The organism is Echinicola shivajiensis (assembly GCF_018642165.1).
Lineage (GTDB): Bacteria > Bacteroidota > Bacteroidia > Cytophagales > Cyclobacteriaceae > Echinicola > Echinicola shivajiensis.
Window position 1 is genome coordinate 1 of sequence record NZ_JAHHZM010000005.1, and the last position, 14,896, is coordinate 14,896.

Here is a 14,896-nt window from a genome sequence, read left to right on the forward strand (position 1 = left end):
TGGGCGGTACGGCGCAGGGGATCCACCTCTTCCCATCCCGAACAGAGAAGTTAAGCCCTGTCGCGCCGATGGTACTGGGGTTACACCCGGGAGAGTAGGTCGCCGCCCTCACCTATCAGGCCCCTTTTACAGCAATGTTAAAGGGGCTTTTTGATTTTAAAAAACAGAATACTTTTTTGCTTTATCTCTCTGAAATGATCTAAATGAACAAACTTTTCTGATTGTGACTTAATTTTTAGCAAAAAAAATGGCAGATTTGCACAAATAATAACAGCATGGCAATTCTATTTAAATCTTTAAAATTAATTCAAGAAGATTCCATCTCAGCTCCTCAAGACTATCTCTTTGATGGGGATGTACTAAGTCTTTTTGACGGAAATGATGATGGCAATAATGAGGTAATTGATTGTTCTAAATGGCTAGGTTCGGAAGGTTGGATAGATTTACGTTGTGGTGTAAGTGAGCCTGGTTTTGAATACCAAGAGACTTTTGAAAGTTTAGGGGAGTCTCTTAAATATTCTGGATTCACACAAGCTGTTATTTTGCCAAATACAGAACCTACTATTCAGTCCAAGAATGAAGTTGAATTTGTTAAAAATAAGGTAAGTAATTTTTTGACAGATATTCATATCCAAGGAGCAGTAACAAAGGATACTAAAGGGGAAGATCTAACAGAGATCTTGGATGTAAACCATCATGGGGTTAAGATTTTTGGAGATGGAGTAGTACCTGTTTCGAACTCTGATAGGATGATGAAAGTACTCCAATATTTGCAGAAATTTGATGGGATTTTGTTTGATCAATCCTATGATCCATTATTATCTATATTTGGGCAGATGCATGAAGGGTACACCTCAACTGCTTTGGGGATGAAAGGAATGCCCAATCTCTCTGAGGAAGTGGCGATTCAAAAGAATATAGAGATTCTAAGATATACAGGAGGAAGTCTGCATATACAGACCGTGAGTACTGCCAAGGGGGTGGATGCTATTCGCCAAGCCAAGGCAAATGGGCTGAATATTAGTGCGGATATTTCTATTTATCAATTGCTGTTTTCAGATGAAGATTTGATCAATTATGATAGCAATTTGAAGGTTATTCCTCCATTTAGAGGAGATGAAGAGCGGAATGCTTTAATTGAGGGATTAAAAGATGGCACTATTGATGCCATTGTCTCTAATCATCAGCCTAAAGATTTTGATTCCAAGCATATGGAATTTGATCTGGCAGCTTTTGGTATGAGTGGTCTTCAGACTTTTTTGCCAGCAATGGTTAAGCTTGAGGAAGAATTGGGATGGCCATTACTGATTCAAAAGGTTACATCTGGCCCTAGTAAGGTTATAAAAGACCAAACAAAGCAGTTTAGCTCAATTACTTTGTTTGATCCTGAGGAGGAATGGGTTTTTGATAGTAAATCCAATAAATCTCTTTCAGCAAACTCTCCCTACTTTAACCAAACACTAAAAGGTAAAGTTAAAGTGGTAATTAATAAAGGTAAATATGCAAGGCTAGATGACTAAATACATAAGAAGCAGTTACCTGTTTGGCTTAGTGGGAGGGGGACTTTCATTAGTAGCATTTTGGATTCTTAAAGCCCTGGAGCTAGAGCCTGTTGACTTTACCTTGTTTTTTGCTTGTATGATCACGCCTGTATTTGTTTTTATTGGAATTAAGAACTTCAGGGATTATCGTAGTGAGGGTGAATTATTATTTGCTCAGGGGATGACTGTAGGTTTTGTGATTTATACTTTGCTTGCTTTGGTGACTGCATTGGGAATTGCCTTGTTTTTAAATTTGGACCAAGAGATCTTTATTAGCCATAGGGCAGAAAAAATCGCTTGGCTTGAAGGTCAGAAAGATTATATCACTGAAAATGTCAATAAGGAGGCCTTTGACCAAACTATGGCTAAGAATTTGGACATGAGTATATCCGATATAGCATTGGATGTGTTTTTGAAAATTTTCATGTTGGAATTATTTTTTACAATTATTATTTCCATAATTTTAAAAAGAACTAAATCTTAAATATTATGGATGATCGAATGACAATAGCGGAGACCTCAAAGAAATGGGGACTTATTTATGGTATTATTGGTACTATAGTAGTTTTTATCTCAGCAATGTTTGACTTTTCCTCCAAAGGTTTTGGAGCTCAGGCTGCCTCCGCCTTATTAGCTATTTTGATTGCCTTTGGAATTTACTTCTTTAGCACTAAAGAATTTAGAGAGTCCAATGAAGGATTGTTGAGTTTTGGTCAAGGGTTTAAGATCGTACTTCTCATAGGTTTAATTGGAGGAATTGTAAGGAGTATTGCATTCTATATTTACCTTAAGTTTATTGATACAGAATATGTTCAAAGAATAGTTGAGGCGCAAATAGAAGCCCAGGAAAAAATGGGGGCTACCTACGATCCTGATAATGTTCCTGCATTTATGAAATTCTTTCAGTCTGCTGAATTTTTTGCTGGTTCATCCTTAATTAATGCGTTAATGGGCGCGGTAATTATAGGTTTGATCGCTGTTGCCATTAATAAAAGAACGAATAGTCAACTAACATAAATGATTCAAGTTTCCATAGTAATTCCAGTCTTTAACGAAGAAGAATCTTTGCCTGAGCTGTCCCGTTGGATTAATAAGGTAATGGTTAAGCATAACCTGAATTATGAAGTGATTTTTGTCAATGATGGAAGTACTGATAATTCTTGGGGAGTGATTTCTACCCTTGCCCAGGAAAACGGACATGTCAAAGGAATATGCTTCAGCAGGAACTATGGAAAATCAGCGGCACTGGATATTGGTTTTGGAAAAGCAAAAGGTGAAGTAGTCATCACCATGGACGCCGATCTGCAGGATAGTCCTGAAGAGGTTCCAGGACTTTATAAAATGATAACGGTAGAGGGATACGATATTGTTTCTGGTTGGAAGAAGAAACGTCATGATCCAATTAGTAAAACTGTACCCTCTCGCTTTTTTAATGGAGTGACCAGGATGATTTCAGGTATCAAACTCCATGACTTTAATTGTGGTTTGAAAGCCTATAAAAATAAGGTGGTCAAACAAATTTATATTTATGGCGAGATGCACCGTTACATTCCACTGATTGCAAAATGGAATGGATTCACCAAGATTGGGGAGAAAGTGGTGGATCATCGCGCTAGGAAATATGGAGAGACGAAATTTGGACTTGAACGATTTGTTCATGGCTTTTTGGACTTGATTTCCGTCTCTTTTGTCAATAGGTATAAGAAAAAGCCAATGCACTTTTTTGGAACCTTAGGTACTTTGTCTTTTTTGACCGGTTTTCTGATCACCATATGGTTGGCTTTTGAAAAATTCTACGGTCTTAAGAAAGGACTTTTTGTACGTGAGATTACTGATCAACCATTGTTTTATTTGGCTTTAGTGGCTTTGATCGTGGGAATGCAACTTTTCTTAACAGGATTTATGGCTGAAATGTTGATTTCAAACAACACGAAAAGGAACGATTATAATATTGATCAAGAGATAAACCTGGAAAGTTGATGTACTTTTCAGTTATAATTCCAGTTTATAATCGCCCTGATGAACTGAGAGAGCTTTTATCAAGTCTTTGCAAGCAATCCAACACTGATTTTGAGGTAATCATCATAGAAGATGGCTCCTCAATAACAAGTAAGGATGTGGTCGGAGAATTTGAAGAAAGGCTGAATATTCAATATTATTTTCAAGAGAATTGTGGGCAGGGATTTGCACGGAATTTTGGTATGGAAAAGGCGGCAGGCAAATATTGGGTTTTTTTTGATTCGGATTGTGTGATTCCCATTGATTATTTTAAAATTCTAGCTGAAGCCATAAAGCGAAAAGGTTTGGATGCTCATGGAGGGCCTGATGCTGCAATGGAAGATTTCTCTGACTTTCAAAAAGCGATTAACTTCAGTATGACTTCTTTCTGGACAACAGGAGGAATTCGAGGTAAAGTTTCCAACCCTAACAAATACCAGGCGAGAGGTTATAATATGGGCTTTTCAAGAAGAGTATATGAGCGTCTCGGAGGATTTGTTGATCCAAATCAAGGAGAAGATATAGAACTTAGCATTCGGATAAAAAATGCAGGATTTAACCTGCAGTTAGTTCAGGAGGCTTTTGTCTACCATAAGCGCAGAAATGATTTTAGGTCATTTCTTAAGCAAAGTTATTCTTTCGGGATAAATAGAGTTAATGTCAATCGTTACCATCCCGGATCCATAAAGATGGTACATTTAATGCCTTCAATCTTTTTGTTGGGGGCTGTTATGATACTATTATCTTTTTTTGTTTGTCATAAAATATTTCTTGTAGGAGCTGTTTTATATGGCTTGTGGAGCCTTGGAATGTTTTTGGACGCCAGTATAGGGAATAGATCTGTTTGGGTCGGTACAATGGCTCTTTTTACCTCCTACGGCCAGTTATTCTCTTACGGAGCTGGGATGATAAAAGCGCTGTTGAAACTTAAAGTGAGAAATTGATTTATCCCTTTTTGCAGTAATAGATTATCTCTTTAGGAGGTAATGCATGTTTGGATATATACTCTTGGGATAATTCCGTAACAAAATTATTTTCTTCGACCACCAATCCGGAGGTGCTTAGCCGTCTAGCATAATCATGACCATATTTTCTTACATGGTCCCTTTGGCCAAAAAGTTTTTCCCTCTCTGAGGGGGAAGTGATGGATTTGTCTTCAAGGGTTTCAGGAATGTCATAAACAGGTGACTGGATTATGCCCCATCCATTGGGTTTGAGGACTCTGTTTATTTCCTTACATGCTAGAATGTCATCATTGACATGTTCCATGACATGGTTACAGAAAACTACATCAAAACTCTCGTCCTCAAAAGGAATTTCGTGGATGTCCATTTTCACTTTTGCCAAAGGCGACTCTATGTCTCCAGTAATATATTCGAGATTCCCTAACCTTTCGAAACGATCAATAAAGCATAATTCTGGAGCTACGTGAAGGACTTTCAAAGGGGCTGAGAAAAAGTTGGTTTTTTGTTTTAAAAATAACCACATCAATCTATGTCTCTCCAAAGCCAAGCAATTTGGACATAGGGCATTTTCTCTGGCCTTTCTCCCATAGGGTAAGAATTTACTGAAAGAATGGTCACAAACCGTGCAGATGACCTTGTCTCCCCTGTAGAATACCGCCATGATCCTCAAGATGAAATGACTTATCATTTGAAGGAAACTTCTTGGGATAAAACGGATGACAAAACTGATAATATGCTTCATTTTTCAGGGGGATAATTTTATAAAGGCTGCAATTTAGCAAAACAATTTTTTCTCTTTTAACATTTTTTAATTAAGAATTTAGTTTGAGGTTTTATTTCAATGGCTATATTTGGGTGTAGTTGGGTCTTTTCTTAGGGATAAAAAATTTAATTTTGTTGTTATAGCTAATGGTAATTAGGCTTAATAAAATTCAATCATGAAAAAGAATTTAATATTTGTTGGTTTAGGGAGTGTGGCAGCTATAGTGCTGTTGTACTTTATTTTTTCTCCTACCGCGTCCGGAGGGGCTGCGGACCTGATTGTTCCTGTAAGGAAGGGAGATTTCACTGTAGAGATAACCACTACAGGAGAACTGAAAGCGCTCCGATCAGTGCAAATTCTTGGTCCAGTCAGGGCTAGGGAATTTAGGGTTAATCAGTTGACCATTGAAAAAATGGTGGATGAGGGGACAGTGGTGAAGAAGGGGGATTTTATTGCTTCCTTAGATAAATCCGAACTGTTTGGGAAAATTAGTGACGGGCAAAACAATCTTGATTCAGAGATTGCCGAATACGAGAAAACAAAGCTGGATACAGCGCTAACTTTAAGACAGGAGAGGGATAAAATCCTTAACCTTGATTATACGGTAGAACAAAAGAAATTGGTGCTTGAGCAATCTCAATATGAACCACCAGCCACCATCAAGCAAAATGAATATGACCTTGAAAAGGCGAAAAGGGATTTGGACCAAGCCAAAGAAAATTATAAGATAAAGCTCGACCAGGCCATTGCCCAAATGGTGCAGCGTACTGCCAGGTTGAGAAAGGAAGAGCGGGAGTTTGAGCAAATGAAATCATTGTTGGATGATTTTAATATTAAGGCTCCTCAGGACGGGATGGTGATTTACCAGACTAACTGGGACGGAACTAAAATTTCGGAAGGATCCCAGATAAGTGCATGGAATCCTATTGTCGCTACTTTGCCTGATTTGACAGAGATGCAAAGTATTACCTATGTAAATGAGGTAGAAATCAGAAAAGTAAAGGTAGGCCAAGAGGTTGAAATAGGTTTAGATGCCTTTCCTGAAAAGAAATTTACTGGTAAAGTTACCAGGGTAGCCAATGTGGGGCAGCAAAGACCTAATTCGGATGCCAAAGTGTTTGAAGTAACTATTTTGGTAAATGAAAGTGATCCGGTTATGCGTCCGGCTATGACCACCAGTAATGCCATTATCGCGCAAGATCTAGGAGAAGTACTGTTTGTACCTCTTGAGGCAGTCCATGTTCAAAATGATAGCATTAACTATGTTTATTTGAATAATGGAGCCAAGCAAGAAGTGAAGTTGGGAACTTCTAATTATGATGAAGTAGTAGTCGATATGGGCTTGGAACAAGGAGATAAAGTGTATCTTTCCATTCCTTCGTGGGCAGATGAAGATCAGTCCGTTAAGTTGCTGGAAGCTCTCAATGGGAAAAGAAACGCAGAGAAGGGCGAAGCTACCGAGAAATCTGAAGAGGGTAGTGAAAAGCAAAGAAGACCTGGAGGAAGCGGAGCTGCCAATGGAAGACCACAGAGACCAGGAAATTAATTTTTTGACATATGATTAATACGAGACTTCTCTCCAATTTTTATATCGCTTTTGAGGCAGTGATGGCCAATAGGTTACGCTCCTTATTGACGGCATTGGGGATAATATTTGGTGTGGCAGCGGTGATTGCCATGATGGCCATTGGTAATGGAGCCCAAAAGGAAATTCTAGAACAAATCAAACTGGTGGGGGTGAATAATATCATCATTGAACCTATCGTCGAGCAGGTGGAAGAAGAGCTAGATGCGACGAATGGTTCAGGTCCCGGTGAGGAGAAGAATAAGTTTTCTCCTGGTCTTAGAATGCTCGATGTTGAGGCAATAAGAGAAGTGGTTCCGGGGATACAAAAGCTCAGTCCCGAAATTATTTTGGACACCTATATCGTAAAAAGTGGATTAAGAAGGTCTGCAAAATTGGTAGGTGTGACTCCTGAATATTTTGATGTCACCAACTTTAAATTGCGAGAAGGTACCATGTTTACCGAGAACAATTTATTAAAAGGTGACCCTGTGTGTATAATAGGGAGAGGGGTGCAAACCAAGTTTTTTAGCACAGAAAACCCAATTGGTAAAAAGATAAAATGTGGGAATAAATGGCTAAGGGTAATAGGGATATTGGAAGAGAGAATTGTTTCAGATAAGAGTATTGCCAAGTTGGGGATCAGGGATTATAATATGGATGTTTATATCCCTGTGCAAACCATGTTGGTGCGATATAAAAATCGTGATATGGTTACTTCTGGAAACCTTGTGTCTGGTGCCAGGGGCAGAAGAATACGTTCTATAGTCGGTTCCGAAGCAGGAAGTGCTGCTCCAACTAACCCTCATCAGATAGATAAGTTGGTAGTGCAAGTGAAAGAAAGTACCATGTTACAGCCAACTGCGGAAGTGCTTTCTCGACTTTTGGAAAGAAAGCACTATAACGTGATTGATTTTGAAATTACCATTCCTGAGCTATTGCTCAAACAGCAGCAGCGGACCCAGAATATTTTTAATATTGTCTTAGGGGCCATTGCTGGAATTTCACTTTTGGTAGGCGGTATCGGAATTATGAATATCATGTTGGCTTCCGTGATGGAAAGGATTAAGGAGATTGGTCTTAGAATGTCATTGGGAGCCAAGAAGACAGATATTGTACATCAATTCCTGTTTGAAGCCATGATGATTTCTGTTTCAGGTGGAATTATAGGAGTAATTCTAGGGGTGATTTTGGCCAGTATGGTCTCTCGCTTTGGGGATTTCCCGACTATCATTACCGTACCTTCTATTTTAGTTTCTTTTAGTGTGGCCGCTACTGTAGGTTTAATTTTTGGAATCACTCCGGCCAAAAGGGCTGCGAGTCAAGATCCTATAACTTCTTTAAGATATGAATAAACGAATTGCGCTTTTATTATTTGCCATTGCTGTTTTAAGTATTCCCCGTACGGGTTTTGGACAAGATAGGCTTAAATATTCTCTTCAGGACATAATAGCCAGGGCAAAATCTGTGTCACCTGCTGCATTGAGCGCCCAGACCAGAAAGGAGAATTTATATTGGCAATACAGGTTTTACAAGTCCAATTACAATCCCCAGTTAAGCTTGAACGGAACATTGCCTAATTATTCCCAATCAGTGACGGCGGTAACACAGCCAGATGGTACCATCGAGTATAGGGGAGTAGAACAAAGTTTGGTTGATTTGGAATTGGGACTTCAGCAAAGAATAACAGCAACAGGTGGTACTATATCTGTTAATAGTTCTACAAGTAGGTTTGATAATTACCTTGCTGGAGAAGGTGAGGATGGTGTTCGATGGAGTGGTGTTCCGGTTAATGTGAGGTTGTCCCAACCAATTTTTGCTTATAATTCCTTGAAGTGGGATAGAAAAATAGAGCCTCTCAGATATGAGGAAAGCAAGAAAAGTTATGTGGAAGAAATGGAGCAAATTAGTCAAAGAGCTACACAGTTGTTTTTTAATTACCTATTGGCCCAAGTAAGCTTTAATATAGCTAGTCAGAACAAAGAGAATTCGGAAATTATTTATAAAATTGAGCAGGGTAGATACAATATAGGGACTACTACTGAGGATCAATTATTGCAAGTGGAATTGCAGGTACTTGAGGCTGATCAAGATTTGGCTTCAGCTAAACTGGATTTGGAATCGTCTTCTTTGGCATTAAAATCTTTTATTGGATTGAATGAAAGTGCTGAATTTGAATTAGTCCTTCCTGATGAAATTCCAGATTTTGTTGTAGATGTTAATCAAGCCATTGAGTTGGCATTCGAAAATAGATCAGATGCTGTAGCTTTCGAAAGAAGAAGGTTGGAAGCAGAGGAACAAGTAGCTCAGGCAAAGGGACAAAGATTTAATATGGATTTGAATGCAAGTTATGGGTATAATAATGCTGCCAATAATCTTTCGGGTGTTTATCAGGATCCAAACCAACAGGCAATCGTTAATTTAAGTGTTCGCGTTCCTATTTTAGATTGGGGACGAAATAAAGCTAGAATGGGGATAGCTACAGCCAATCAGGATTTGGTAAATTATACTTTGGAACAAGAAGTGATCACTTTTGAACAGGAAATTTTTACCCAAGTGAAAAATTTTCAGCAATTAAAAGATAGAATTGTCATTAGTGAAAAAGCTGATGTGGTGGCTGCAAAAAGGTATGAGATTTCTCGCCAAAGATATTTAAGCGGAAAGGTGAGTATTACTGATTTGAATATAGCGCAGACCCAAAAGGATGATAATAAGCGAAGATATATTTCTGCTTTAAGAGAATATTGGGCAGCCTATTATGAATTGAGGCAGTTGACATTATATGATTTCCAAAATGAGCAATTATTATATAATCCTGATTTGGAAACAAAAAACTAAAAGAAAAGAGGCCTATTCGGCCTCTTTTTTATTGTTTCCAGGTTTGGGTAAGCGACCTGCTTTTTTTAAGGCATCATGGATCATCCACTCCAACTGACCGTTGGTACTTCTGAATTCATCAGCCGCCCATTTCTCCACAGCCTTCATTAATTTTTCATCTATTCTTAGGGCAAAAGCTTTTTTACCAGCCATATTTTAATCCTTTATTATTGATGTAAGGTACCTACGTTCAGTACAGGACTGGCACTTTTATCAGAGCACAATACAACCATTAAGTTGCTCACCATAGTGGCGCGTTTATCTACGTCAAAGTCTATGATTTCTTTTTCTTTCAGATCATCCAGGGCCATTTCTACCATACCCACTGCGCCATCTACAATTTTTCTTCTAGCGGCAACTATGGCGGATGCTTGCTGTCTCTGAAGCATGGCACTGGCAATTTCAGAAGCATAGGCTAAGTGGCTGATACGGGCTTCGATTACCTTAATGCCGGCATGCTGTAAACGTTCACTGATTTCATCCTCTAAGGATTGGTTGACATCCTCTACTCCAGAACGCAAAGTTACTTCTGCATCTTCCGCTTCAAAATTGTCATAGGGGTAAAGTCCAGCCATCTTTCTCACTGCGGCATCTGCTTGCAAATGAACAAAGTTTTCATAGTCATTTACTTCAAAAGATGCTTTGAAAGTATCTTCGACTTTCCAGACTACAATGGTTCCCACCATTACGGGGTTACCTATTTTGTCATTTACTTTTAAAGGGGTGTTTTCAAAGTTCCTCACTCTTAAGGAAATCTTTTGCTTGACCATTAGAGGGTTTACCCAAAAGAAACCGTTGGACTTAACAGAACCTTTATAGGCTCCGAATAAGAGCAGTACCATGGCTTTGTTCGGTTCCACGATAAAGAATCCTGGAAGAATAAAGATGAATATTATCCCAGCAATTATTCCCAGCGCAATTTTGCCGCTAACTACGAACATAATAATGGCCGCTATGATCAACAGTTCAATAAAAACCATGATATAACCTGAAATGGGCTTAGTTATTTTTTCCATATTGTTATGATGTTAAAATGATATCATAATGATTAACGGGTTGTTCGTTAAAAAAGTTGTGTTCAAAAACATAAAAGATTAGTGTGCGATTTGCTTAGCTCAACCAAAATAAAGTTTGAAATAATCGAAGCGGGCGTAACTTCTGAGAATAAAAAAAAGAGCCAAGAATCTTTTTTCTTGGCTCTTTGATCTTAAGGCTTTGTTTTTATGCTTAAGTCAACATAGCTCCGTTGACCTGAATAACCTGTCCTGAAATATAAGAACTCATATCAGAGCCTAGGAATACACAGGCATCAGCCACTTCTTCAGGCTTCCCACCTCGCTTCATAGGGATGGCGTCTCTCCAGCCTTGAACAGTTTTTTCGTCCAATACTTCTGTCATCTCAGTTTCGATAAAACCAGGAGCAACAGCATTGCTTCGGATGCCTCTTGAGCCCAATTCCAAGGCTACTGATTTGGTGAACCCTATGATGCCGGCTTTAGAGGCAGCATAGTTGGCTTGGCCGGCATTTCCTTTGATACCTACCACAGAAGTGATATTGATGATGCTTCCTGATTTTTGCTTCATCATGGTTCTATTGGCCGCTTTCACGGTATTGAAGCAAGATTTTAGGTTGATATTCATTACTTCGTCCCATGCTTCTTCGGTCATTCTCATCAATAAATTGTCGCGGGTAATTCCGGCATTGTTTACCAAAATATCCAAAGAACCAAATTCCTTCACTACATCAGCTACCAATTCGTCAGCAGCTTGAAAGTCTGAAGCATCAGAACGGTAGCCTTTGGCTTTTATGCCAAATTCAGCCAATTCCTTTTCCAAGGCCTGTCCTTTTTCTACGCTTGATAAAAATGTGAAAGCGACGTTGGCGCCTTCTTGTGCGTATTTTATAGCTATTGCTCTACCTATTCCTTTGGAAGCCCCGGTAATAAGGGCTGTCTTTCCTGAAAGTAATCCCATATTGATTGTTATTGTTAGTTCATATTGAATGGTCAAAAATAGGGATTTATTCCCAAAAACAAGTTGCTAATGGTTTTAAAGGTAGTTCAGCCCGATCCTTTTTAGCATCTATATAATATGATTTTAAATTGCCTTAAGGCTTTTTGAATAATGGAAACCAAATTTTTTTCTGAGCTTAAATATTTTAAATTTGCGTTGGTTAAGAAAGCTATTTAAAAAACATATATATGTCTTCAACTAAATTTGATGTTATTGTAGTAGGTAGTGGTCCAGGTGGATATGTGGCGGCAATCCGCGCATCTCAGCTAGGCCTTAAAACTGCCGTTGTAGAAGCTGCCGAATTGGGTGGTATTTGTTTGAACTGGGGATGTATTCCTACCAAAGCTTTGTTGAAAAGCGCTCAGGTTTTTGAATACATCAATCATGCAAGTGATTACGGTATTTCTGTTAAGGATGCCGAAGCTGATTTTGGAGGAATGGTGAAGAGAAGTAGGGGAGTAGCGGAAGGAATGAGCAAGGGAATCCAGTTCTTATTCAAGAAAAACAAGATTGAGCAACTTTTGGGCTGGGGTAAAGTGAAGCCTGGCAAAAAGGTAGAAGTTGAAGATAAGGATGGTAATAAAACCACCTACAGCGCTGATAATATTATCATAGCTACTGGTGCAAGATCTAGAGAGCTTCCTGCTATCAAGATCGATGATGAAAAAATTATTGGTTACCGCAAGGCCATGACCTTGGAAAAGCAGCCTAAGAAAATGGTTGTGGTAGGTTCTGGTGCCATTGGGGTAGAATTTGCTTATTTCTATGCTGCTATAGGTACTGAGGTTACTATAGTTGAATTTATGGATAGAATTGTTCCAAATGAAGATGCAGATGTGTCCAAGACTTTGGAAAAGATCTATAAAAAGGCTGGAATGAAAATAATGACCAGCACCGAAGTAACTGCTGTAGATACCAAAGGTGATGGTTGTAAGGTAACTGTAAAAGGCAAGAAAGGTGAAGAAACCCTTGATTGTGATGTGGTTCTTTCTGCTGCCGGAGTTGTTGCCAATATTGAAAACTGTGGTCTTGAAGATGTAGGGATCGTGGTAGATAAAGGACGTATCCAAGTAGATGAGTTCTACAAGACCAATATGCCAGGTTATTATGCCATCGGTGATGTGATTCCAGGTCCTGCATTGGCGCACGTAGCTTCAGCTGAAGGAATTATCTGCGTTGAGAAAATTGCTGGACATAACCCAGAGCCTTTGGATTATGGTAATATCCCAGGTTGTACATACTGTTCGCCTGAGATTGCATCTGTAGGGTATACCGAGGCAAAAGCAAAAGAGGCTGGATATGACCTTAAGGTTGGTAAATTCCCATTCTCTGCTTCTGGAAAAGCGTCTGCGGCAGGTGCGAAAGATGGATTTGTAAAGTTGATCTTTGATGCTAAATATGGTGAATTGCTTGGGGCACATATGATTGGTTTTAATGTTACAGAAATGATCGCTGAAATTGTTGCGATTAGAAAACTGGAAACTACTGGTCATGAGTTGATTAAGACAGTGCACCCTCACCCAACCATGTCGGAAGCGGTGATGGAAGCGGCAGCTGCAGCATATGATGAGGTGATTCACTTGTAAAATTGAATAACTTATTATAATATTATGACACGAGAAGGGATACCTTCTCGTGTTTTCTTTTTAAAAGGCAAAATAATAATTAACCCTCAGCAACTTTTGCAAGAAGAACAACTTATAACAGGACTTAGAGCTCGGGATCGGCAAACGGTGGACTATCTTTATGAAAAGTATTCCAAGGCCTTGTTTGCAGTTATAGCCAGGGTGATCAAAGACCGCGATATTGCAGAGGAAGTTTTTCACGATGCTTTTGTCAAAATCATCCGAAAAATAGACAGCTATGATGAATCAAAAGGTAGACTGTATACTTGGATGGCCAATGTCTGTAGGAATGCAGCAATAGACAAAACCCGGTCGAAAGAATTTTCTAAAAGCAGTAAGACCAATACAATTGACAACTACGTATATGGTTTAGAAGGATCGTCAAGCACATTGGAAGCAGTGGATGGAATTGGCGTAAAGGACCTCATGAGCAGTTTGAATGAGGAACAAAGATTCGTGGTCGAATGTATTTATTTTAAAGGTTACACTCATTCTGAGATTTCTGAAGAATATGAGATTCCACTGGGAACGGTGAAGTCCAGGATTCGTGCGGCCATCAATGTGTTAAAAAAGAATATTAATAGAATTTAGTGGATATTCAATCTTACATAGCGTCAGGTAAGTTGGAGCTTTTTGTGCTGGGTGAACTCAGTGATAGAGAGCGAGAAGAAGTGCTTCAACTCTCTAAGCAGTATCCTGAAATCAAGCGGGAGCTGGAAGAGATAGAGGAGGCCATGTTTGCTTTTGACAACGAAATGGGGGTTAAGCCTTCAGATGAGGTGAAGGATAAAATATTTGACACCCTAAGTCAAGAGCTGGATGCTCCAAAAGTCACTGAGAAGGAAGTGACAGCTACTCCAACTAAAGAGGTTGCCTTACAGCCTTGGAAAAGTTATGCTGTAGCTGCTTCAATTGTAGCCATTATGGCCATAAGTGCAGCGGTTTATTTTGCAGTGAGGTTCTACGATGTAGAAAATAAATTCACCAGTCTGGTAGAAGAGAGAAATGTTTTGGCTCAGGAGCTAAATATTAATAAGGCGCGATTTGAAGAAACCGGGGATCAGTTGGAAACTTTGCTTTCCAAAAACTATGAAAGGGTTCCAATGTCAGGGTCAAGTTTTGACTTACAGAAAGATGCCTTGGTGGATGTTTTCTGGGATAAGGATACCAAAGAAGTTTTTGTTTCTGTAAATAATCTTTCCAGTTTAGATGCTGATAAGGATTACCAATTATGGGCTATTGGAGATGAAGGGCCTGTAGGTATTGGAATCGTAAAGGCAGGAGAGAAGCTTAAGTTGCAACAAATGGAAGCGGCAGCCAGTGCAGGAGCTTTTGCAATTACTATTGAGCCTAAAGGAGGTAGCGAATCACCTACATTAGAAAATCTAGTGGTTATTGGGGAAGTGGCATAAGGTAATATTAAGTATTTGGAGGAGTGGTTGAACTAATTTAGTTTAATAAATTTCTCTAGGAAAATAAACAAACAAGCCTGTTCAAAATGAACTGGCTTGTTTGTTTTCTAACATATCCTTTCCTTTTTCCTATTTTAA

The 14,896-nt window shown here is 39.0% G+C and carries 15 protein-coding genes and 1 rRNA gene; 12 read left to right on the plus strand and 4 right to left on the minus strand.

The window, feature by feature from the left end; genetic code table 11:
* The first annotated feature begins 2 nt into the window (after positions 1–2).
* The 6 genes from rrf (at position 3) to KMW37_RS10405 (ending at position 4,483) form a co-directional block, all read left to right on the plus strand.
* A 5S ribosomal RNA gene (gene rrf, locus KMW37_RS10380) occupies positions 3–108 on the plus strand.
* A gap of 167 nt (positions 109–275) precedes the next feature.
* Positions 276–1,520 carry a dihydroorotase gene (locus KMW37_RS10385; protein WP_215224562.1) on the plus strand — a complete coding sequence of 415 codons (1,245 nt, stop codon included), beginning with the start codon at positions 276–278 and terminating at the stop codon, positions 1,518–1,520.
* Complete coding sequence (locus KMW37_RS10390; protein ID WP_215224563.1) at positions 1,513–2,025, plus strand: DUF4199 domain-containing protein; 513 nt, start codon at positions 1,513–1,515, stop codon at positions 2,023–2,025. Before KMW37_RS10385 ends, KMW37_RS10390 begins: the two co-directional genes overlap by 8 nt.
* Positions 2,026–2,030: 5 nt before the next feature.
* Positions 2,031–2,558, plus strand: coding sequence for a DUF4199 domain-containing protein (locus KMW37_RS10395; RefSeq protein WP_215224564.1), 528 nt, complete (start codon positions 2,031–2,033; stop codon positions 2,556–2,558).
* Positions 2,559–3,521: a glycosyltransferase family 2 protein gene (locus tag KMW37_RS10400; protein WP_215224565.1), complete on the plus strand. Its 963-nt coding sequence runs from the start codon at positions 2,559–2,561 to the stop codon at positions 3,519–3,521.
* Positions 3,521–4,483: a glycosyltransferase gene (locus KMW37_RS10405; protein ID WP_215224566.1), complete on the plus strand. Its 963-nt coding sequence runs from the start codon at positions 3,521–3,523 to the stop codon at positions 4,481–4,483. The genes KMW37_RS10400 and KMW37_RS10405 overlap by 1 nt, the downstream gene beginning before the upstream one ends.
* Before the next feature lies 1 nt (position 4,484).
* Here KMW37_RS10405 and KMW37_RS10410 read toward each other — a convergent pair whose 3' ends face one another.
* Positions 4,485–5,246: a class I SAM-dependent methyltransferase gene (locus KMW37_RS10410; protein WP_215224567.1), complete on the minus strand. Its 762-nt coding sequence runs from the start codon at positions 5,244–5,246 to the stop codon at positions 4,485–4,487.
* 196 nt (positions 5,247–5,442) lie between these two features.
* Between KMW37_RS10410 and KMW37_RS10415 the strand changes: the two genes are divergently transcribed.
* Genes KMW37_RS10415 through KMW37_RS10425 form a run of 3 tightly spaced genes read left to right on the plus strand, consistent with a single transcriptional unit; the run spans position 5,443 to position 9,669 of the window.
* On the plus strand, positions 5,443–6,813 hold the full coding sequence (locus tag KMW37_RS10415; RefSeq protein WP_215224568.1) for an efflux RND transporter periplasmic adaptor subunit: 1,371 nt from the start codon (positions 5,443–5,445) through the stop codon (positions 6,811–6,813).
* A gap of 11 nt (positions 6,814–6,824) precedes the next feature.
* A complete protein-coding gene (locus KMW37_RS10420) occupies positions 6,825–8,186 on the plus strand; it encodes an ABC transporter permease (protein WP_215224569.1) in 1,362 nt (453 codons plus the stop codon).
* Positions 8,179–9,669 (plus strand): TolC family protein, encoded by a 1,491-nt coding sequence (locus tag KMW37_RS10425; RefSeq protein ID WP_215224570.1) that lies wholly within the window; start codon positions 8,179–8,181, stop codon positions 9,667–9,669. The genes KMW37_RS10420 and KMW37_RS10425 overlap by 8 nt, the downstream gene beginning before the upstream one ends.
* 12 nt (positions 9,670–9,681) lie before the next feature.
* Here the strand turns inward: KMW37_RS10425 and KMW37_RS10430 are convergent, their stop codons facing one another.
* The 3 genes from KMW37_RS10430 to fabG all read right to left on the minus strand — a co-directional run bounded on the left by KMW37_RS10430 (position 9,682) and on the right by fabG (position 11,682).
* On the minus strand, positions 9,682–9,861 hold the full coding sequence (locus KMW37_RS10430; protein ID WP_215224571.1) for an Arc family DNA binding domain-containing protein: 180 nt from the start codon (positions 9,859–9,861) through the stop codon (positions 9,682–9,684).
* Between the two features lie 14 nt (positions 9,862–9,875).
* Entirely contained in the window at positions 9,876–10,724 is an 849-nt protein-coding gene (locus KMW37_RS10435) for an SPFH domain-containing protein (protein ID WP_215224572.1), read from the minus strand.
* Positions 10,725–10,935: 211 nt separating this feature from the next.
* Positions 10,936–11,682, minus strand: a complete 747-nt coding sequence (gene fabG, locus KMW37_RS10440) for a 3-oxoacyl-[acyl-carrier-protein] reductase (RefSeq protein WP_215224573.1) — start codon at positions 11,680–11,682, stop codon at positions 10,936–10,938.
* 227 nt (positions 11,683–11,909) lie between these two features.
* Between fabG and lpdA the strand changes: the two genes are divergently transcribed.
* The 3 genes from lpdA to KMW37_RS10455 all read left to right on the plus strand — a co-directional run bounded on the left by lpdA (position 11,910) and on the right by KMW37_RS10455 (position 14,758).
* Positions 11,910–13,307 carry a dihydrolipoyl dehydrogenase gene (lpdA, locus tag KMW37_RS10445; RefSeq protein WP_215224574.1) on the plus strand — a complete coding sequence of 466 codons (1,398 nt, stop codon included), beginning with the start codon at positions 11,910–11,912 and terminating at the stop codon, positions 13,305–13,307.
* 96 nt (positions 13,308–13,403) lie between these two features.
* Positions 13,404–13,937: an RNA polymerase sigma factor gene (locus KMW37_RS10450; protein WP_215224575.1), complete on the plus strand. Its 534-nt coding sequence runs from the start codon at positions 13,404–13,406 to the stop codon at positions 13,935–13,937.
* On the plus strand, positions 13,937–14,758 hold the full coding sequence (locus tag KMW37_RS10455; RefSeq protein WP_215224576.1) for an anti-sigma factor: 822 nt from the start codon (positions 13,937–13,939) through the stop codon (positions 14,756–14,758). The genes KMW37_RS10450 and KMW37_RS10455 overlap by 1 nt, the downstream gene beginning before the upstream one ends.
* The last annotated feature ends 138 nt before the right edge of the window (positions 14,759–14,896 follow it).

Bases quoted from the DNA above. Each gene is read 5' to 3' on its own strand.
- KMW37_RS10385 (WP_215224562.1), top strand. From the start codon at position 276: ATGGCAATTCTATTTAAATCTTTAAAATTAATTCAAGAAGATTCCATC.
- KMW37_RS10390 (WP_215224563.1), top strand. From the start codon at position 1,513: ATGACTAAATACATAAGAAGCAGTTACCTGTTTGGCTTAGTGGGAGGG.
- KMW37_RS10395 (WP_215224564.1), top strand. From the start codon at position 2,031: ATGGATGATCGAATGACAATAGCGGAGACCTCAAAGAAATGGGGACTT.
- KMW37_RS10400 (WP_215224565.1), top strand. From the start codon at position 2,559: ATGATTCAAGTTTCCATAGTAATTCCAGTCTTTAACGAAGAAGAATCT.
- KMW37_RS10405 (WP_215224566.1), top strand. From the start codon at position 3,521: ATGTACTTTTCAGTTATAATTCCAGTTTATAATCGCCCTGATGAACTG.
- KMW37_RS10410 (WP_215224567.1), bottom strand. From the start codon at position 5,246: ATGAAGCATATTATCAGTTTTGTCATCCGTTTTATCCCAAGAAGTTTC.
- KMW37_RS10415 (WP_215224568.1), top strand. From the start codon at position 5,443: ATGAAAAAGAATTTAATATTTGTTGGTTTAGGGAGTGTGGCAGCTATA.
- KMW37_RS10420 (WP_215224569.1), top strand. From the start codon at position 6,825: ATGATTAATACGAGACTTCTCTCCAATTTTTATATCGCTTTTGAGGCA.
- KMW37_RS10425 (WP_215224570.1), top strand. From the start codon at position 8,179: ATGAATAAACGAATTGCGCTTTTATTATTTGCCATTGCTGTTTTAAGT.
- KMW37_RS10430 (WP_215224571.1), bottom strand. From the start codon at position 9,861: ATGGCTGGTAAAAAAGCTTTTGCCCTAAGAATAGATGAAAAATTAATG.
- KMW37_RS10435 (WP_215224572.1), bottom strand. From the start codon at position 10,724: ATGGAAAAAATAACTAAGCCCATTTCAGGTTATATCATGGTTTTTATT.
- fabG (WP_215224573.1), bottom strand. From the start codon at position 11,682: ATGGGATTACTTTCAGGAAAGACAGCCCTTATTACCGGGGCTTCCAAA.
- lpdA (WP_215224574.1), top strand. From the start codon at position 11,910: ATGTCTTCAACTAAATTTGATGTTATTGTAGTAGGTAGTGGTCCAGGT.